The 17,631-nt window shown below is 58.3% G+C and carries 21 protein-coding genes; 10 read left to right on the plus strand and 11 right to left on the minus strand.

Annotated features, from left to right (window positions below; translation table 11 throughout):
- Window positions 1-209: 209 nt before the first annotated feature.
- A complete protein-coding gene (gene uraH, locus ACYZUC_RS30550; RefSeq protein ID WP_008031462.1) occupies window positions 210-563 on the plus strand; it encodes a hydroxyisourate hydrolase in 354 nt (117 codons plus the stop codon).
- 186 nt (window positions 564-749) lie between these two features.
- On the opposite strand, the gene ACYZUC_RS30555 is transcribed toward uraH, so the two are convergent.
- The 3 genes from ACYZUC_RS30555 to ACYZUC_RS30565 form a co-directional block, all read right to left on the minus strand.
- Complete coding sequence (locus ACYZUC_RS30555; protein WP_008031463.1) at window positions 750-1,376, minus strand: LysE family translocator; 627 nt, start codon at window positions 1,374-1,376, stop codon at window positions 750-752.
- 65 nt (window positions 1,377-1,441) lie between these two features.
- Entirely contained in the window at window positions 1,442-2,791 is a 1,350-nt protein-coding gene (locus ACYZUC_RS30560; protein WP_461992423.1) for an NCS2 family permease, read from the minus strand.
- 308 nt (window positions 2,792-3,099) lie between these two features.
- The gene (locus tag ACYZUC_RS30565) at window positions 3,100-3,543 is read right to left on the minus strand and encodes a MarR family winged helix-turn-helix transcriptional regulator (RefSeq protein ID WP_008031465.1); all 444 of its coding nucleotides are present in this window, start codon (window positions 3,541-3,543) and stop codon (window positions 3,100-3,102) included.
- 83 nt (window positions 3,544-3,626) lie between these two features.
- On the opposite strand from ACYZUC_RS30565, the gene ACYZUC_RS30570 reads away from it, so the two are divergent.
- Complete coding sequence (locus tag ACYZUC_RS30570) at window positions 3,627-4,793, plus strand: aminotransferase-like domain-containing protein (RefSeq protein WP_461992425.1); 1,167 nt, start codon at window positions 3,627-3,629, stop codon at window positions 4,791-4,793.
- Between the two features lie 185 nt (window positions 4,794-4,978).
- Here the strand turns inward: ACYZUC_RS30570 and ACYZUC_RS30575 are convergent, their stop codons facing one another.
- Complete coding sequence (locus ACYZUC_RS30575; RefSeq protein WP_008042800.1) at window positions 4,979-5,350, minus strand: glutathione S-transferase N-terminal domain-containing protein; 372 nt, start codon at window positions 5,348-5,350, stop codon at window positions 4,979-4,981.
- Window positions 5,351-5,451: 101 nt separating this feature from the next.
- Window positions 5,452-5,997, minus strand: a complete 546-nt coding sequence (folE, locus tag ACYZUC_RS30580; protein ID WP_010456659.1) for a GTP cyclohydrolase I FolE — start codon at window positions 5,995-5,997, stop codon at window positions 5,452-5,454.
- 558 nt (window positions 5,998-6,555) lie between these two features.
- Here folE and ACYZUC_RS30585 point away from each other — a divergent pair.
- Window positions 6,556-7,305 carry a serine hydrolase domain-containing protein gene (locus tag ACYZUC_RS30585; protein ID WP_461992427.1) on the plus strand — a complete coding sequence of 250 codons (750 nt, stop codon included), beginning with the start codon at window positions 6,556-6,558 and terminating at the stop codon, window positions 7,303-7,305.
- A 27-nt stretch (window positions 7,306-7,332) separates the two neighbouring features.
- Window positions 7,333-7,974 (plus strand): hypothetical protein, encoded by a 642-nt coding sequence (locus ACYZUC_RS30590; protein ID WP_461992429.1) that lies wholly within the window; start codon window positions 7,333-7,335, stop codon window positions 7,972-7,974.
- Between the two features lie 120 nt (window positions 7,975-8,094).
- Here the strand turns inward: ACYZUC_RS30590 and ACYZUC_RS30595 are convergent, their stop codons facing one another.
- From ACYZUC_RS30595 to ACYZUC_RS30605, 3 genes are all read right to left on the minus strand, one after another.
- Window positions 8,095-8,652, minus strand: a complete 558-nt coding sequence (locus tag ACYZUC_RS30595; protein WP_461992431.1) for a Smr/MutS family protein — start codon at window positions 8,650-8,652, stop codon at window positions 8,095-8,097.
- A gap of 86 nt (window positions 8,653-8,738) precedes the next feature.
- Window positions 8,739-9,059 carry a hypothetical protein gene (locus tag ACYZUC_RS30600; RefSeq protein ID WP_461992432.1) on the minus strand — a complete coding sequence of 107 codons (321 nt, stop codon included), beginning with the start codon at window positions 9,057-9,059 and terminating at the stop codon, window positions 8,739-8,741.
- Window positions 9,060-9,190: 131 nt separating this feature from the next.
- The gene (locus tag ACYZUC_RS30605) at window positions 9,191-9,781 is read right to left on the minus strand and encodes a cysteine hydrolase family protein (RefSeq protein ID WP_008031485.1); all 591 of its coding nucleotides are present in this window, start codon (window positions 9,779-9,781) and stop codon (window positions 9,191-9,193) included.
- 238 nt (window positions 9,782-10,019) lie between these two features.
- Between ACYZUC_RS30605 and prmB the strand changes: the two genes are divergently transcribed.
- A complete protein-coding gene (gene prmB / locus ACYZUC_RS30610; protein ID WP_192227315.1) occupies window positions 10,020-10,928 on the plus strand; it encodes a 50S ribosomal protein L3 N(5)-glutamine methyltransferase in 909 nt (302 codons plus the stop codon).
- A gap of 94 nt (window positions 10,929-11,022) precedes the next feature.
- Here the strand turns inward: prmB and ACYZUC_RS30615 are convergent, their stop codons facing one another.
- Window positions 11,023-11,814 carry a hypothetical protein gene (locus ACYZUC_RS30615; protein ID WP_192419063.1) on the minus strand — a complete coding sequence of 264 codons (792 nt, stop codon included), beginning with the start codon at window positions 11,812-11,814 and terminating at the stop codon, window positions 11,023-11,025.
- Between the two features lie 110 nt (window positions 11,815-11,924).
- A complete protein-coding gene (locus tag ACYZUC_RS30620) occupies window positions 11,925-12,923 on the minus strand; it encodes an alpha/beta hydrolase (protein WP_461992435.1) in 999 nt (332 codons plus the stop codon).
- Between the two features lie 83 nt (window positions 12,924-13,006).
- Between ACYZUC_RS30620 and aroC the strand changes: the two genes are divergently transcribed.
- Genes aroC through mtnC form a run of 5 tightly spaced genes read left to right on the plus strand, consistent with a single transcriptional unit; the run spans window position 13,007 to window position 17,155 of the window.
- Window positions 13,007-14,098: a chorismate synthase gene (aroC, locus tag ACYZUC_RS30625; protein ID WP_008031492.1), complete on the plus strand. Its 1,092-nt coding sequence runs from the start codon at window positions 13,007-13,009 to the stop codon at window positions 14,096-14,098.
- Window positions 14,099-14,132: 34 nt separating this feature from the next.
- Complete coding sequence (locus ACYZUC_RS30630) at window positions 14,133-15,278, plus strand: MFS transporter (RefSeq protein ID WP_461992437.1); 1,146 nt, start codon at window positions 14,133-14,135, stop codon at window positions 15,276-15,278.
- Window positions 15,275-15,901, plus strand: a complete 627-nt coding sequence (locus ACYZUC_RS30635) for a methylthioribulose 1-phosphate dehydratase (protein ID WP_461992439.1) — start codon at window positions 15,275-15,277, stop codon at window positions 15,899-15,901. The genes ACYZUC_RS30630 and ACYZUC_RS30635 overlap by 4 nt, the downstream gene beginning before the upstream one ends.
- A 20-nt stretch (window positions 15,902-15,921) precedes the next feature.
- Window positions 15,922-16,467, plus strand: a complete 546-nt coding sequence (locus tag ACYZUC_RS30640; protein WP_008031498.1) for a 1,2-dihydroxy-3-keto-5-methylthiopentene dioxygenase — start codon at window positions 15,922-15,924, stop codon at window positions 16,465-16,467.
- Window positions 16,468-16,471: 4 nt separating this feature from the next.
- Window positions 16,472-17,155 carry an acireductone synthase gene (gene mtnC / locus ACYZUC_RS30645; RefSeq protein ID WP_461992441.1) on the plus strand — a complete coding sequence of 228 codons (684 nt, stop codon included), beginning with the start codon at window positions 16,472-16,474 and terminating at the stop codon, window positions 17,153-17,155.
- Between the two features lie 188 nt (window positions 17,156-17,343).
- Here mtnC and ACYZUC_RS30650 read toward each other — a convergent pair whose 3' ends face one another.
- Window positions 17,344-17,622 carry a DUF3509 domain-containing protein gene (locus ACYZUC_RS30650; RefSeq protein ID WP_008031503.1) on the minus strand — a complete coding sequence of 93 codons (279 nt, stop codon included), beginning with the start codon at window positions 17,620-17,622 and terminating at the stop codon, window positions 17,344-17,346.
- Window positions 17,623-17,631: the final 9 nt, after the last annotated feature.

The raw sequence follows: 17,631 nt of genomic DNA on the forward strand, positions 1-17,631 counted from the left end.
TATGGTTTGGCGTCAGATTGGCTGCGAATCCTTGAATGGCGGTGTCGGCTGCAAAAATGTCGTTTTTATTGTGTACAATTTTTTTGAAAAGTGTCTTAATCAGTCGCTCGCCGCAGCTTTTCGTGCTCCGAATCGGTGCGGTCTCCTTTTCAACTGACTTCGGGAGGCGCGAGGTCTGACTGCTCCACGCAGGCAGGCGCGCAGAATCAATGGGACGTTTGACTACACACGTTTTGGACGCTGCACACGGTTGCCCGGGCAGCTCGATCAAGGTCGAGTTGTACCGCGTTGAAGGCTCGCAGCTGGAATTGGTCGCCAGCGCAATCACCAACAGCGACGGCCGTGTCGATGCACCGCTGCTGCAGGGCGATGACTACCGCACCGGGGTCTATCAGGTGCAGTTTCATGCGGGCGATTACTACCGCGCCCGTGGCGTTCAGCTGCCGGAGCCTGCGTTCCTGGATGTGGTGGTGCTGCGGTTTGGCATCTCCGCGGAACAGGATCACTACCATGTGCCGCTGCTGATTTCGCCTTACAGCTATTCCACGTACCGCGGCAGCTGATCCCCCAAGCAGCTGCCGCCTCCGAGAAGCGACTGCGCATATAGCTTCTTTGGTCTTTCGCCCGCTCACACTGCGGGCTTTTTTTCGTCTTCAGGAATGTGGTGACTGTTCTGACGCCATCGCCGGCAAGCCGGCTCCTACAGGTTTTACGCAACCTTTGTAGGAGCCGGCTTGCCGGCGATGCTTTTAACGGCTCAACAGCGATGCTGCGCCGGCACCACTGAACAACCCCGCACTCACCCGGTTAAACCAGCTCTGCCCCTTGCCACTGCGCAGATACCGCGCCGCACCATGGGCACCTAGCCCGTAAGCCAATTTGCACAGCAGATCCAATACGGTCCACGTGGCAATCATCACCAGCAACTGCGGCAGGAACGGTTGCCCGGCGCTCAAGAACTGCGGCAGGAACGCGGCAAAGAACAGGATGTCTTTCGGATTGCTCGCACCCAGCACAAATGCGCGCCCGAACAGGGCACGGAAACGCGGCACCGGCGCAGCCTGGGGCACTTCGGCGCCGACCGATGGCTGGCGCGATTGCTGCCAGCTCTGCCAGGCGAGGTAGAACAGGTACAGCGCACCGACGATTTTCAATGCGCTGAACAACTGTTCAGAAGCCAGCAACAACGCCCCCAATCCCAGCGCGGAAGCGCTGAGCAAGCAGATCGACGCAATCACGCCACCCAAAAACGCCGGGTAAGAACGGCGCAAACCGTAATTCAGACTGTTGCTGATCATCAGCAAAGACAGGGGCCCCGGGATCAGGATCACCACCAGCGCAGCGCCGCTGAACAGCAGCCAGGTTTCCAGACTCATCACTTTCCTCCATTTGCACAAAAGCCTCACCCGACGGGGTGAGGCTGTTTTGAAACGTCTACGGCTTACAAGAAAATGAACTTGGCGATGAAGATCGCGCAGAGCACCCACAGGCTCACGGAAATTTCCTTGTATTTACCGGTGCCGGCTTTCAACGCCACATAGGTGATGAAGCCCAGCGCAATGCCGTCGGCGACCGAGAAGGTCAGCGGCATCATGATCGCGGTGACGATCGCCGGAATGCTGTCGGTCGCTTCGTCCCATTCGATGTGCGCCATGCCGCCCATCATCAGCATCGCCACGTAAATCAGCGCGCCGGCTGTTGCATAAGCGGGGATCATGCCAGCCAGCGGTGCGAAAAACATGGCTGCAATAAATAACACACCTACGGTCACTGCGGTAAGACCAGTCCGACCACCAGCGGCTACACCCGCGGCACTTTCCACATAACTTGTTACCGGAGGAACACCCACCACGGCGCCGAATACGCTGGAGGCGCTGTCGGCTTTCATGGCGCGAGAGAGGTTTTCGATGCGGCCGTCCGCATTCACCAGGTTGGCGCGTTGGGCGACGCCCATCAAAGTGCCGGCGGTGTCGAACATGTGCACGAAGAGGAAGGCCAGCACCACGCTGATCATGCTGACGTTGAATACGCCGGCGACGTTCATGGCCATCCAGGTCGGTGCCAGGCTCGGCGGTGCCGACATGATCCCTTCGTAATGCACCAGTCCCAGACCCCAACCGGCCAGCGTTACGGTGATGATGCTGATGAGAATCGCACCGAACACCTTGTGGTAGCTGAGCACGGCGATCATCAGGAAGCAGATCGCGGCGAGCAGCGGGCCGGGTTCACGCAGTGAGCCGAGCTTGATCAGCGTCGCCGGGCTATCGACGACGATGCCGGCGGTTTTCAAGCCGATCAGGCCGAGGAACAGACCTACGCCGGCGCCCATCGCAAAGCGCAGGCTCACCGGAATGCTGTTGAGCAGCCATTCGCGGATCTTGGAGAAGGTCAGGATCATGAACAACACACCGGACACGAACACTGCACCAAGTGCGGTTTCCCAGTTGTAGCCCATGGTGCCGACCACGGTGTAGGTGAAGAAGGCGTTGAGGCCCATGCCCGGCGCGAGGCCGACCGGCCAGTTGGCGTACAGGCCCATCAACAGGCAACCCAGTGCAGCCGCGATGCACGTTGCAACGAATGCCGCGCCGTGATCGATCCCGGCGTCGGCCATGATGTTGGGGTTGACGAAGATGATGTAAGCCATGGTGATAAAGGTTGTCAGACCGGCAATCAACTCGGTCTTCACCGTGGTGCCATGCAAGGTGAGTTTGAAGATGCGTTCCAGCCAGCCATTGCGTAACGGCGGCGAGAGTTCCAGCGTCGGGGCTTCGGATTTGCGGCTTTCCACAGCGAGTACTCCTCAAGAGTTTTATTGTTATTTCCAGGGCCGGACCCATGAGGGTGGCAGCGGCCCTTTGAGGCATTCGCGAATTTGTTGACCGCTTGGTCAGGAACTCGCACGCAGTGGATTATGCTTTTGTATACAAATAATGCAAATAATGTTTTTGATTTTGTAGACGAAAAGTTTGGCAATAGGGATATATCGCCAGGAAGGACGCCTTCGCGGGCAAGCCTCGCTCCTACCATAGGTGCGTATAACCTGTAGGAGCGAGCGGTGCGGCGATCCGACTTGCCCGCGAAGGCGGTTTCAAGGATTCAGATTTTTTGCTGGTTCTCCCCAAGCGCCAGATTCACCGCCAACCACCCATTCACCGCCGTCTCCCCAGCCTCGGCAAACACCCGCTCCAGCAGTTTCACCTGCTCACGCCGCAATGACTGCTCAAACCGCGCTCCTTCCACGGTCAGCTCTAGCAGCCGCTTACGCTTGTCGGTCTCGGACGCAACGCTGTCCACCAGGTGCATTTCCACTAACTGGCGCAGTGGAATGTTCAGTGCTTGCTTGCTCACACCCAGCAATGCCAGCAACTCCTTGACGCTGAGATTCGGGTATCGGGCGATAAAAAACACGATGCGTTGATGCACCCGGCTCAAGCCGCGACGCTCGAGCATTTCGTCGGCCTTGGCGGTGAACGCCTGGTAGCCGAAGAAAAACGCTTCCATGGCCTGTTGCTGGGAGGCGGGATTTTTAAGGTCAAGCATGTTGACGTATCCGTTCGGGTTGTCGTAATTTCGGTCAACCAGTTTGACTCATTTTCCTCAGGCCTCGCTACCGGTGACCTCCCATGGCTTTTTCCGAACGTGTCTCGCGCCTTAAAAGTTCTCTGATCCGTGAAATTCTCGCCGCTGCCCAGCGCCCGCAAGTGATGTCGTTCGCCGGTGGCTTGCCGGCCGAAGTCATGCTGCCGGCAGTCGAATGGGCCGAGATGCCGCTGTCCATCGGCCAATACGGCATGAGCGAAGGGGAGCCGGCGTTGCGCGAGGCCTTGGCGGCCGAGGCGCAAGCGCTGGGCGTGCCGTGCGAGGCGAGTCAGGTATTAGTGGTCAGCGGCTCGCAGCAAACCCTCGATCTGGCGGCCAAGCTCTACATCGACAAAGGCACCGAGATCCTGCTCGAAGCGCCGACGTACCTGGCGGCGTTGCAGATCTTTCAACTGTTTGGCGCCGACTGCATCACCGTGCCGCTGGAGGCCGATGGCCCGAATCTGCTTGAGCTGCGCACGCGTCTGGAAAAACACAAACCTGCGTTCATCTACCTGATTCCGACATTTCAGAACCCATCGGCGGTGCGCTATAGCGAAGCCAAGCGCGATGCGGTCGCCGCGTTGCTGGATGAGTTTGGCGTCACCTTGATCGAAGACGAGCCGTATCGCGAGCTGACGTTTGATGGCGGCAGTGCCAGGCCAATCGTCAGTCGCTTGAAAAAGACCAGTTGGATCTACACTGGCACCGTGTCGAAAACCCTGTTGCCAGGGCTGCGGGTCGGCTATCTGATTGCCAGTCCGGACCTGTTTCCGCATTTGCTGAAACTCAAGCAATCCGCCGATCTGCACACCAACCGCGTCGGCCAGTGGCAAGCGTTGCAATGGATCGGCACCGAGAAATTCCAGCAGCACCTGAGTGAGCTGCGGGACTTTTACCGGGTGCGTCGGGATGCGTTTCAGTCGGCGCTGGAAACGCATTTTTCTGATTTGGCAGAGTGGAACGTGCCGCAGGGCGGGCTGTTTTTCTGGTTGACGCTGAAACAACCGCTGGACACGCGCACGTTGCTCAAGCCGGCACTGGCGGCGGATGTGGCGTTCATGCCGGGTGAGCCGTTTTTTCCGGAGCCGGACAATCACCCGGGGCATTTGCGGCTGAACTTCAGCCACATCGATCCGGCGCGGCTGGATGAAGGGTTGAAGCGATTGGCGGCGGTGGTGCGACAGGCGCAGGCTGCGGAAGCGGCCTGATCGCAGAGATAAAAAAACCGGCTCATGGGCCGGTTTTTTTATTTGGGTTTTGCGGTGTGCGGGCGGGCCTCATCGCCAGCAAGCCGGCTCCTACAAATTGGCGGTGTACACAAGATTTGTGACTGTCGCGCCCCCTGTAGGAGCCGGCTTGCTGGCGATGGCGTCCGTCAGGACGCCGCCAAAACTCAGGCCGCCGCGAATCGCTTGTCCAGATAATCAATGATCACCTTGGACTCATACATCCAGGTGGTCTGGCCATTCTCTTCAATGCGCAGGCACGGCACTTTGATCTTGCCGCCTTGCTCCAGCAGAACCTGACGATCCTGCTCGTTGTTCTTCGCATCACGCAACGCCACCGGCACATTCAGGCGGCGCAGGGTGCGGCGGGTTTTCACGCAGAACGGGCAGGCGTGGAACTGATAAAGCGTCAGGTCCTTGGCAGCCGCTTCAACCTGAGCCTGGGCGGCGGCAGGGCGTTGCTTCTTGCCGGGACGGGTGATGAAGTCGATGAAGATGATCAGTTGGCCGAGGCCGACACGAAGCGCTTTAACGAACACGGTACAAGCCTCACGGGGCGAAAGAAGGCGCGCAGCTTACCTGATTTTTAGCAGACGAAAAAAAACCGGCGATGAATGCCGGTTTTCTTCGTTGCTGCGAATTACTTGATCAGGCTGAGAAACTCGCTGCGGGTCGCCGCGTTTTCGCGGAACTCACCCAGCATCACCGAAGTGATCATCGACGAATTCTGCTTCTCCACACCGCGCATCATCATGCACATGTGCTTGGCCTCGATCACCACCGCAACGCCTAGGGCGCCGGTGACTTGCTGGACCGCATCGGCGATCTGGCGGCTGAGGTTTTCCTGGATCTGCAGGCGACGGGCGTACATATCGACGATCCGCGCGACTTTCGACAGGCCCAGCACTTTGCCGCTCGGAATGTAGGCGACGTGCGCCTTGCCGATGAACGGCAGCAGGTGGTGTTCGCACAACGAGTAGAGCTCGATGTCTTTCACCAGCACCATTTCGCTGTTGTCGGAGCTGAACAAGGCACCGTTGGTGACTTCTTCCAGTGTCTGTTCATAACCGCGGCAGAGGTACTGCATGGCTTTGGCGGCACGTTTTGGCGTGTCGAGCAGGCCCTCGCGGGAGACGTCCTCGCCCAATTGGCCGAGAATCGCGGTGTAATTCTGTTCCAGTGTCACAGGGGCTGATTCCATAAGGGTTTCAGAGGGGTACTGTTTCTGTCTGTACCAATGTTGTACCAATCAAGCTCTTTTCAAGCTTCCCGAGTTCGTTCCAGTCGGTGCTGGAAAGCTCCATCGGGTGTAGGCCGATAGCAACATCTGAACGCTATGACCGAGCTGATTGGCAATGAGCGCAGGGTCCATTCCCGACATGAGGCACATGGTAGCGTATGTGTGACGGCAGTTGTATTGCCGGCAGGCGCTAATCCCCAAATCTGTAGCGCAACTTGGAAGGACGTGTCGGTCGTCCCGGACTGATGGGTCACCATTTTTCTTTCGATTACTTGACGAAACATACTACATTGTCCACAGTGGACTGGTGAGTCTATTTCTGTCTCATGCGTTTCGCAGGTATTCAGAGCTCACACATTCCGGCGATGAGTCTTCATTTCGACTTGCCGATCAGACCCGTGACACTGATTTCCGAACGGAGAAACGCACTCAAAGCCATAGAAGCAGCCTGAGCGTTCGAACAAAAAAATAGATCTGCTATCAGAAAGCATCTGGAGTTCTACAATGAATAACAATTCCAAGAAAAACACATTTGTAATCTCAAGACATCTTTTACTCGCCAGTTTGGTATGGGCAACAGCAAGCAATGCTGAGCCGACTTTTTCGAAAGCGAGCGCGGTTGACGATACGATGAGTTCCCTCATGAGGGAACAGAATATCCCGGGGGCGGTAGTTACAATTCTGAAAGACGGGAAACCCATCTATACCTCGGCCTACGGGTTAAGTAATCTCGAAACCAAAACCCCAACAACAACCGCCACGGTATTCCAGTCCGGATCGGTCGGTAAAATGTTTACCTCCTCCGCCATCATGCTCTTGGTACAAGATGGCAAGCTTAAGCTTGACGATCCTATTGCCCCGTTTTTTCCTGAAGCCAAAGGCATGTGGGACGGCATAACCCTGCGACAGGTCATGCAGCAACGCTCTGGCATAGCTGACTATGAGCAATTTAATAGTATCGATATAAAACAGGATTTCACCGACGAGCAGCTCATCGGCCTTCTCGCATCCAAGCCACTGGATTTTCCTCCGGGAACTCAGTATCGCTATAGCAACTCCGGCTATATCGCGTTGGGAGTTGTGGTCAAACGTGTTAGCGGCAAATTTTATGGTGACCTCCTTCGGGAAAGACTGTTTAGCCAGTGCAATATGAAAACGGCGCAGGTTAACGTGCTGAAAAGCATTATCCCGAACCGCGCGGCGGGGTACGTTTCCAGTGAGGGGCAGCTTGAAAATCCGGGGCCGGTCTCCTAGAGTCTGGCTCAGACTGCCGATGGGAGCTTGTTGCTGACGATCAGTGACCTGGCTGCATGGGATGCCTGTCTGTCAAAAAACCAACCCTTGTCCAGACAATCCATTGATACCGAGTGGGCAGTGCCTTTGATGGCCGATGGTTCTCAGCCGATTACCGGTTATGGATTTGGTTGGCGCAATAACGTCGTCAATGGACGTCGGATAATCGACCATGCCGGATCGTTTCAGGGGTTTCGTGCGCACTACGCCCGATTTGAAAATGGTCTTTCGGTTGCCTTGCTGACAAACCTCGAATCTGCCCGCAGCAGTTATATTGTCAGGCGCGTAGCAGCAATTCTGGACCCAGGCCTGTTGCCACTCGAAAAAGAAATGGCTGGATCCGCAGACGCTACTCAAAAAACCAAAAAAGCAATTATTGCACTAATGAGTGGCAACAATGATCCATTGTTGAGTGGTGATATTCACAAAGCTTTTGATGATAAACACATTCTGGAGATTGAATCGTCTTTTAATAAAGTGACCGATGATACCGAGCTGGTGCAAGTGGGTGAAGTTAAAGACAATGCGATCACGCGCCGTACTTACAGGGCAGTAGGGAAGAAGGTAAATTACATTGTCGCTGAGTTTTCAGACAATCGTATTGCCCGTCTGAATTTTTCGGCTGAATAACGGGTACGAGGCTGATTGAGTTTTCAGTCATAAAAAAACTCCGTAATGAACGTTACGGAGTTTTTTTACTAGTGTTCGGGAACTTGGAAAAAACGCCGTTGCAAGTTTGTCGCAGCCGCCTTACTCGTCGCGACCTTCCATCATAGTGCGTTTAAGCATCACATAAACCGCTCCGGCGCCGCCATGTTTCGCCTGGCACGAGGTGAAGCCAAGTACCTGTGAATGCTGGCGCAGCCAGGTGTTGACGTGGCTTTTGATCATCGGGCGCTTGCCGTCCAGGCGCACGGCTTTGCCGTGGGTAACGCGTACGCAGCGGATTTCGAATTTGGTCGCTTCCGCCAGGAATGCCCAGAGGGTTTCCCGAGCCTTTTCCACGTTCATGCCGTGCAGGTCCAGGCTGCCTTCGAAGGGGATTTGCCCGATCTTGAGCTTGCGCATCTGGCTTTCCTGCACGCCGTCGCGCGCCCACATCAGCTCGTCTTCCGGGCCGACGTCGATCACGAACTGATCGGACAGGCCGTCAACGGTGGTGGCATCGGTGCGCACGGTGGCGGCTTGACGCAGCTTGGCGATCTGCGCGCGGTCAGCCTTGGGTTTGCCGGTTTCGGCGCGATCGTGCTTGATCGGCTTGACGCCTTGGATCGCGCTTTTGAACAGGGAAAAATCGTTGTCTTGCATATCAGCCTCCGCGAAGGGCGGCCAGTTTACCCAAGTCGAGACACGACCGATAACAATTGGGGCCCGGTAAACGTCAGGCCGTCAATTCAGTCGTGTTTTTTCATCAGATGCGGGGACATGTTCAGCTCTTGCGACTGGCGCGCGCGGCGACGGCAACGCCGCCACAGCCAAACGCCCAGGTAGAGCAGGAACAAGCCGACCGCCAGAATGATTGCCGAGCCCAGCGGGCTGGCATTCAGCTCGCCGAGTGCTGGCGGGTGGCCCAGCAGGCTGGCGGCGCCGGCCAACGCCAGCAACACACCGCATGTTGCCAGCAAGGCAGCAAAGGCTGCGCCGAATCTAAAACGCCAGTTGCTTTGGCCTTTGGGCCGCAAGCGGCGTGCGTCAAAACCATCGGATAACTTCATTCCGACCTTCCTCAATGGGTATCGGCCCTTCGACCGGGAGTTGACCGGGATGTTCCTGAGGCTATGACATTTACAGCTAACGAGAGGCTTTTGCGGATGAGCGGCGGCATGAACCGCTCATCAAGCGTCGATCAGATCAGATCGTGGGTCAGGGCGAGGGTGGCGAAGTTGTCCGCCATGATCGCCATTTCGGTCTGTTGAACGTGGTCGGCGCTCAACACGCCACCCTTGTAGGGCAAATCGCGCGTTGCACAGGCGTCTTCAACGAGGGTGCAGCGAAAGCCCAGGTTTTTCGCGGCGCGCACGGTGGTGCTGACGCTGGAGTGACTCATGAAACCGCACACGATCAGGTCCAGGGAACCGAGATTTTGCAGGCGATCCAGCAGTTCGGTGCCGTGAAACGCACTTGGCAGCAACTTGCCGATGATGGTTTCGTCGCTCTGTGGTTCGAGGCCCGGGATGAATTCACCGCGCTCGCCTTGCGGATCGAACAGCCCGCCGACGGTGCCGAGGTGGCGCACATGCACGATAGGACGGCCGGCTGCGCGGGCAGCGCTCACCAGCTGCTTGATGTTCGCGACAGCAGCATCCATGCCGACCAGGGCCAGGGGGCCGCTGAGGTATTCTTTCTGGGCATCGATGATGACAAGGGTCGCATGGCTCAGATTGGCGGCGGCATAACCGCGACCGCTGAGTTGAAACATCGTTTTTGGAACGGACATTCTGGGGCTCCTTGGAGTGGGGCTTTTGCGACATTGTCCTCTGGCTGAGCGCTTCTGTGAATCGCTACCATCGTAGGCGCCGTCGTTACTGGCTTGTAGCCTTGTCAATATCCTCTTTTTGTTCAATAGCCAGCGATAAAAATGGATATGTCCTACATCTGAGCCGGTGTTTTTCCTGCGTCGTCGTAACGCGTTTTGGCTGTTAGAATCGGCAGTCGTTTTTTCTGGAGTTTACCCCGTGATCACTTCCCGACTTCGTACCCTGCGTGACCATATCCGTTGGGCCGTCAGCCGCTTCCATGGGGAGGATCTGTTTTTCGGCCATGGGACCGACAACGCCTGGGACGAAGCCCGTCAACTGGTGTTGGGTGCCTTGCACTTGCCGTGGGAAATTGCTGACAGTTACCTCGACTGCAATCTGGAAGACGATGAGCTGGTCAAGCTGCAACGTTTGCTCAAGCGGCGCATCGAAGAACGCATTCCGACCGCTTACCTGTTGGGTGAGGCGTGGTTCTGCGGCATGTCGTTCATCGTCGATGAGCGTGTATTGATTCCGCGTTCGCCGATCGGTGAGCTGATTGAAAAGGGTTTCGCACCGTGGCTGGGCGCCGCGCCTGCGCGGATTCTTGACCTGTGCACCGGTTCCGGTTGCATCGGTATCGCCTGCGCCTATGAATTCCAGAACGCCGAAGTCGTGCTGGCGGATCTGTCGTTCGAAGCGCTGGAGGTGGCCAACCAGAACATCGAGCGCCATGGTGTCGATGAGCGGGTTTACACCGTGCAGGGCGATGGTTTCGATGGCTTGCCGGGTCAGCGTTTCGACCTGATCGTGTCGAACCCGCCTTACGTCGATGCGGAAGATTTCGCTGACATGCCGCAGGAATATCAGCATGAACCCGAGCTGGGCCTGGCCTGTGGCGATGATGGCTTGAACCTGGTACGACGGATGCTCGCCGAAGCGGCGGATCATCTGACCGAGAAGGGTTTGCTGATTGTCGAAGTGGGTAACAGCCAGGTGCACGTTGACGCGTTGTACCCGGAAGTCGACTTTGCCTGGCTCGATTTCGAGCGCGGCGGGCATGGCGTGTTCATGTTGACGGCGCAGCAGTGCCGTGAGCATCAGGCGTTGTTCGCGTCCCGCGTCTGACCTGAGGACGCCTTCGCGGGCAAGCCTCGCTCCTACAAGGGATCACCAATAACCTGTAGGAGCGAGGCTTGCCCGCGAATGGCCGCACCGCCGATTAACGGTGCGTGGCAATCCAGATCAACAGCCCCGCCTGAAACACCGCAAACGCCACCAGGCAAGTAATGGTGAAACGCAGCCCCGCGTCTTCGCGTTTGTACTTGCTGACCTTTTCTTCGTGTTTCTTCAGCTTCACTTCCTGCTCGGCCAGGTTCTGCTCGGCTTGCTGGAGCATCTGCGCCGCTTCGAGAATTTCCACCTGCTGCAGCTTCTCGGTGTTCCAGTCGGCCAACAGGTCGCCGACCTGCACCTCTTTGACGCTGCCCTTCAAATGCTGGGCGTCGGCATACGCCACCTCAAAACCATGCGCCTTCAGAAAGCGATCACGGCGCAGGCGCGTGTCTTCGTTCAACGCGTCCTTGTTGTTCAGGTCGGTGCCATCGACGGTGTAGCCGGGCCAGCGCTTTTTCGCCCAGGTAATGCCCTGGGCTGCCATGTAGCGGCCGATGCCACGGTTCATCGGTTCGATCTGCAAACCGCTTTCCGGCCCGAAATGCACACGTTTTGTGGTGTGGTCGACCCAAACGTCGAGGTGGTTCTGTTCCTTGCGCACGCGCTGGCCGGGCAGGGAAATGGTCATGCGCAACAGACTGTGTTTCTTGTCGTTGCGTTCGGCATAACCGAATTCGACAAAGCGCAGTGGCCGCCCGCCGGTGTTGCGGTCGGTCTGCAACGGCGCCAGGCGGAGCATCTTGTGGTGCTCGACGTGGACGTCCGCCCACGGCAGCTCGACCGCTGGCGGTGCGTCTTTTTCAGCGGTGGTGTCGGGTGAAGTCGGGGTATCAGTCATAACGGCGAGATCCTGTCCAAGCTCAGCTTGTCGCCAGTCATAACGCTGGCGACAAAGGCTTATCGGCCGTTTTTTTCAGGACTGGAGGGAAAAAGCGCTTAAAAAAGCGCTCAACTGGAGCGAAGTCCGTCAATAAACCCAAGGATTCGCGCGCCCAGTTCGGCTGCCAGCGGCAATTGCGGATCTTTGTAGGAGGCCAATTGCCGTTTGACGTCGTTGGGCACGATGCGCATGACGTGGTTCATGCCCTCGATCAACGCCAGTTCGGCGTCCGGTTTGGCGGCCTGCAGCAACCTGGCGTCGCCGACACCGACCTGGATGTCGTTGCTGCCTTGAATGATCAGCGCCGGCATTTTCAATTTGGCGAATGCGGCGGCCGGGTCCTGGCGGAACAGTGAGATCAGGTACGGCTGCACGCTCGGGCGGAATATCACCTGAAGTTGTGGCGGCACGTTGTCATCGGTGCGGCCGGCCTTGAGGCTGTCGAGCAGTTCATTGCTGCGCAGCATCAGCGGTGGAGGCAAGCGATTGCTCAGTTGCTGACGCAGCACCTGATCGATCGGCCGTGCGCTGCCGGACAGGGAAATCACCCCGGCGGCATCGACGCTCGGCGCCGCGAGGCTGGCGATCAATGCGCCTTCGCTGTGGCCCAGCAAAATCAACTGGCCAAAGCGCGGATCGCTTTTGAGCTTTCGGCCCCAGGCCTCGGCGTCGGCCACATAGGCTTCCACCGTCAGATTGCGTTCGTCCGGGGTCGCCGCGAGGCTCGCTGCCACGCCGCGTTTGTCGTAACGCACGCTGGCGATGTTGTGTTTGGCCAGCACCCAGGCGAGGCGCTTGAGGCTGTCGTTGCGTCCGCCGTCGGGGTTATTGCCGTCACGGTCTGTAGGACCGGAGCCGGAAATGATCAGGACAACCGGTACGGGTTTGTCGGATTTTGGCAGCAGCAACGAGCCGAAAAGCTCCCCGGTGCCGGTATCCAATGTGATCGGCCGTTGCAGGACGGTGGCCTGTACAAAGCCGGTAAACAAGGTAAGGCTCAAGGCTAAAACTCGCAGCATCATCACGCCATCATGAACAAGATGCCGGTTGGACTCGCAGGCACCCATAAGGTTCGAGGATGAACTAGTTGGGTAGCCTGCGTATACTGGCGCGCATTACGTATTCAGGTTCATTTCACGGAGCGTCCTGCATGTCCGGCAATACCTACGGCAAGCTGTTCACTGTCACCACCGCGGGCGAAAGCCATGGTCCGGCGTTGGTCGCCATTGTCGACGGCTGCCCGCCGGGGCTGGAAATTTCCCTGGAAGATTTGCAGCGCGACCTCGATCGCCGCAAACCCGGCACCAGCCGCCACACCACCCAACGCCAGGAAGCCGACGAAGTCGAAATCCTCTCCGGCATTTTCGAAGGCCGCACCACGGGCTGCTCTATCGGCCTGTTGATCCGCAACACCGACCAGAAGTCCAAGGATTACTCGGCGATCAAGGACCTGTTCCGCCCGGCCCACGCCGACTACACCTATCACCACAAGTACGGTGAACGCGATTACCGCGGTGGCGGCCGCAGCTCGGCGCGGGAAACCGCCATGCGTGTGGCGGCTGGCGCGATTGCCAAGAAATACCTGGCCACCCAGGGCATCGTCATTCGCGGTTACATGAGCCAGCTCGGCCCGATCGAAATCCCGTTCAAGACCTGGGATTCAGTGGAAGAGAACGCCTTTTTCAGCCCTGATCCGGACAAGGTGCCAGAACTGGAAGCCTATATGGACCAGTTGCGCCGCGACCAGGATTCGGTTGGCGCGAAGATCACCGTCGTCGCTGAAGGCGTGATGCCAGGCCTCGGCGAGCCGATCTTCGACCGTCTCGACGCCGAACTGGCCCACGCGCTGATGAGCATCAACGCGGTCAAAGGCGTGGAAATCGGTGCTGGTTTCGCCAGTGTTTCCCAGCGCGGCACCGAGCATCGCGATGAAATGACCCCGGAAGGATTCCTCAGCAACAACGCTGGCGGCATTCTCGGCGGCATTTCCTCCGGCCAGCCAATCGTGGCGCATTTGGCATTGAAGCCAACATCGAGCATCACCACGCCGGGCCGTTCCATCGACATCAATGGCAACCCGGTGGAGGTCATCACCAAGGGCCGTCACGACCCATGCGTCGGCATCCGCGCCACACCGATTGCCGAAGCGATGATGGCCATCGTGCTGATGGATCACCTGTTGCGTCACCGCGGGCAGAACGCCGATGTGCGCGTGAGCACGCCGGTGCTGGGTCAGCTTTGATGGCTGACCTGATAGCCGCTGCGGCCTGACGGTCGTGGCGGCGCTCCCGTACTGGCGGCTCTCCAGTTTCTATCTGTTCTATTTCGCCTTGCTCGGTTCGACGGCGCCGTTCCTGGCGCTGTACTTCGATCACCTGGGTTTTTCTGCCGCGCGCATCGGCGAGCTGGTGGCGATCCCGATGCTGATGCGTTGTGTCGCGCCGAACATCTGGGGCTGGCTCGGGGACTACACCGGGCGGCGCCTGACCATCGTGCGTTTCGGCGCGGTCTGCACGCTGCTGACGTTCTCGCTGATTTTCGTCAGCAAAACCTACGCCTGGCTGGCGATGGTCATGGCGTTGCATGCGTTCTTCTGGCACGCGGTGTTGCCACAGTTCGAAGTCATCACCCTGGCGCATCTGAAAGGGCAGACGTCCCGTTACAGCCAGATCCGCTTGTGGGGTTCCATCGGTTTCATCATCACCGTGGTCGCGCTCGGTCGCTTGTTCGAATGGCTCAGCCTCGACATCTACCCGGTGGCGTTGGTGTTGATCATGGCCGGGATCGTCGTCAGCAGCCTGTGGGTGCCGAACGCGCAACCGGTCCAGAGTGAAAAACTGTCGGCTGACGGGTTTCTCAAGCAGTTGCGCAGCCCCGGTGTGCTGGCGTTTTACGCGTGCGTGGCGCTGATGCAGATGAGCCACGGCCCGTATTACACCTTTCTGACTTTGCACCTTGAGCGACTGGGTTACAGCCGTGGCTTGATCGGCCTGCTCTGGGCAGTTGGCGTGGTGGCCGAAGTGTTGATGTTTCTGGCCATGAGCAAGATCCTTGCGCGCTTCTCCGTGCGCCGGGTGCTGCTGGCGAGTTTTCTGCTGGCGGCGCTGCGCTGGTTGTTGCTGGGGTCGCTCGCTGAATTTTTATCGGTACTGCTGTTTGCCCAGGTGTTGCACGCGGCGACGTTCGGCAGCTTTCACGCCGCTGCCATCCAGTTCGTGCAACGTAGCTTCGGCGCGCGCCAGCAAGGGCAGGGCCAGGCGTTGTACGCGGCACTGGCCGGCACCGGCGGCGCACTGGGCGCGTTGTACTCCGGCTACAGCTGGAATGCCCTCGGGGCCTCGTTCACCTTTAGTATTGCCAGTCTGGCAGCCTTCGCGGCTGCCGTTATCATTGCCACACGTATGCAAGAGGACCGGCCATGAGCCTGACCCGTGAACACCTCGCCCAGGAAATCATCGACGCCGGGCGTTTTTTGTATGGCCGCGGCTGGTCGCCGGCCACCAGCAGCAACTATTCGACCCGACTGTCGCCGAGCGAAGCCTTGCTGACCGTGTCCGGCAAGCACAAAGGCCAGTTGGGCATCGACGATGTGCTGGCCACTGATCTGTCGGGCAACAGTCTGGAACCGGGCAAGAAACCGTCCGCCGAAACCTTGTTGCACACCCAGCTCTATAGCTGGCGTGCGGAGATCGGCGCGGTGCTGCACACCCATTCGGTGAACGCCACGGTGCTGTCGCGCCTGACGCCGGAAGACTTCATCGAGTTCGAAGACTACGAGCTGCAAAAGGCTTTCAGCGGCATCTCGACCCACGAATCCCGGGTGCGCGTGCCGATTTTCGACAACGATCAGGACATTGCGCGCTTGGCCGCCAAGGTGCAGCCTTGGCTGGACGCCCATCCCGATTGCGTCGGCTATCTGATTCGCGGTCACGGCCTCTACACCTGGGGCGCCCGCATGAGTGATGCGTTGCGGCAGATCGAGGCCTTTGAATTTTTGTTCGAGTGCGAGTTGAAGACGCGCTCACTCTTGAACCATAAAAGCTGAACCGTTAAGGAGTTGCCCTCATGAGCAGCCTGTCCGTCTACCATGTCTCAAGCCCTGACATTCCGAACAAGGTGCTGACCCATTTCGAAGACATCGCCTCGACCCTGGCCGAGCAAGGTGTGCGCTTCGACCGCTGGCAAGCGGCGGCGAAAATCCAGCCCGGCGCCAGTCAGGAAGAAGTGATTGCCGCGTACCAGGAGCAAATCGACAAGCTGATGACCGAACGCGGTTACATCACCGTCGATGTGGTCAGCCTGAACAGCGATCATCCGCAAAAAGCCGAATTGCGCGCCAAGTTCCTCGACGAGCACCGCCATGGCGAAGACGAAGTACGATTTTTCGTCGCCGGCCGTGGCTTGTTTACCCTGCACATCGACGATTATGTCTACGCCGTGCTTTGTGAGAAAAACGACCTGATCTCGGTACCGGCCGGCACGCCGCACTGGTTCGACATGGGCGAGCATCCGCATTTCGTTGCGATCCGGCTGTTCAACAACCCGGAAGGCTGGGTGGCCAACTTCACCGGCGAAGACATCGCCAGCCGTTTCCCGCGTCTTGAGGACTGAGTCGATGCCGATCAAAGCGATTCTCACCGACATCGAAGGCACCACCAGCGCGGTGAGTTTTGTGTTCGAGGTGCTGTTTCCCTACGCCGCCAAACACCTGCCGGACTTCGTGCGCCAGCATGCCGCGCGCGCCGATGTGGCGGAGCAACTGGACGCCGTGCGCCGGGATAGCCATGAGCCGGACGCCGACGTCGAGCGTGTCATCGAGATTCTCCTGGGCTGGATCGCCGAAGACCGCAAAGCCACGCCGCTGAAGGCGTTGCAAGGCATGGTCTGGGAACAGGGCTATCAGGCCGGGCAGTTGAAAGGTCACGTGTTCCCGGATGCCGTTGAAGCGCTCAAGCGCTGGCATCAGCAAGGTTTCAAACTGTTTGTTTATTCCTCGGGTTCGATTCAGGCGCAAAAACTGATCTTCGGTTGCTCCGAGGCGGGGGATTTGTCGCCACTGTTCAGCGGCTATTTCGACACCACGTCGGGACCCAAGCGTGAAGCGCAGTCGTACCAGCGCATCACCCAGGCCATCGGCCTTGAAGCGGCGCAGATTCTGTTCCTGTCGGACATCGTCGAAGAGCTGGACGCGGCACGTACGGCGGGTATGGCAACCTGCGGACTGGCGCGTGACGGCGGGGAGTTGGCAGGGCATGTGACCGTGGACAGCTTCGCCCGGATCAATCCTTCTGCGTACTAATTCACGACGCTAACCTGTAGGAGCGAAGCTTGCTCGCGAAGGCGGCGTATCAGGCGATATTAATGTGGACTGATACGCCGCCTTCGCGAGCAAGCTTCGCTCCTACAAGGGCTGGTGCTGTGTCAGAAACAACTCAGGCCGTGAAGCGAAAGCTCTCACGGCCTGTTTGTTTGCAGCGTTGAAACGGTTTATGCCGAGTGATACGTCGGCAGCGCAAAGCGCTGTTGGCTTTGCAGCATGGAGATCTGCGGCAATTCGCTGGCCTGTTCGGCCAGGTCACGGCGGATCGCACTGATCACCCACGACAGCTGATCACCTGCATGCAATTGCTGGTAGGAAACCGAGCGCTTGAAGACTCTGCCTTCACTGCTGCGCAAGGTCAGCAGAATGCCACCGTCGGGACGTGGCTGGGTGGTGACTTCGAAGTTGGAGAACAGGGACGAAAATTTTTCCTGGATCAGGTTCATGTCTATCAG

The organism is Pseudomonas sp. GT1P32, from assembly GCF_054897805.1.

Bases quoted from the DNA above. Each gene is read 5' to 3' on its own strand.
- ACYZUC_RS30585 (WP_461992427.1), top strand. From the start codon at position 6,556: ATGAATAACAATTCCAAGAAAAACACATTTGTAATCTCAAGACATCTT.
- ACYZUC_RS30595 (WP_461992431.1), bottom strand. From the start codon at position 8,652: ATGCAAGACAACGATTTTTCCCTGTTCAAAAGCGCGATCCAAGGCGTC.
- ACYZUC_RS30565 (WP_008031465.1), bottom strand. From the start codon at position 3,543: ATGCTTGACCTTAAAAATCCCGCCTCCCAGCAACAGGCCATGGAAGCG.
- aroC (WP_008031492.1), top strand. From the start codon at position 13,007: ATGTCCGGCAATACCTACGGCAAGCTGTTCACTGTCACCACCGCGGGC.
- ACYZUC_RS30620 (WP_461992435.1), bottom strand. From the start codon at position 12,923: ATGGGTGCCTGCGAGTCCAACCGGCATCTTGTTCATGATGGCGTGATG.
- ACYZUC_RS30570 (WP_461992425.1), top strand. From the start codon at position 3,627: ATGGCTTTTTCCGAACGTGTCTCGCGCCTTAAAAGTTCTCTGATCCGT.
- ACYZUC_RS30600 (WP_461992432.1), bottom strand. From the start codon at position 9,059: ATGAAGTTATCCGATGGTTTTGACGCACGCCGCTTGCGGCCCAAAGGC.
- ACYZUC_RS30650 (WP_008031503.1), bottom strand. From the start codon at position 17,622: ATGAACCTGATCCAGGAAAAATTTTCGTCCCTGTTCTCCAACTTCGAA.
- mtnC (WP_461992441.1), top strand. From the start codon at position 16,472: ATGCCGATCAAAGCGATTCTCACCGACATCGAAGGCACCACCAGCGCG.
- uraH (WP_008031462.1), top strand. From the start codon at position 210: ATGGGACGTTTGACTACACACGTTTTGGACGCTGCACACGGTTGCCCG.
- ACYZUC_RS30635 (WP_461992439.1), top strand. From the start codon at position 15,275: ATGAGCCTGACCCGTGAACACCTCGCCCAGGAAATCATCGACGCCGGG.
- ACYZUC_RS30605 (WP_008031485.1), bottom strand. From the start codon at position 9,781: ATGTCCGTTCCAAAAACGATGTTTCAACTCAGCGGTCGCGGTTATGCC.
- ACYZUC_RS30640 (WP_008031498.1), top strand. From the start codon at position 15,922: ATGAGCAGCCTGTCCGTCTACCATGTCTCAAGCCCTGACATTCCGAAC.
- ACYZUC_RS30555 (WP_008031463.1), bottom strand. From the start codon at position 1,376: ATGAGTCTGGAAACCTGGCTGCTGTTCAGCGGCGCTGCGCTGGTGGTG.
- ACYZUC_RS30615 (WP_192419063.1), bottom strand. From the start codon at position 11,814: ATGACTGATACCCCGACTTCACCCGACACCACCGCTGAAAAAGACGCA.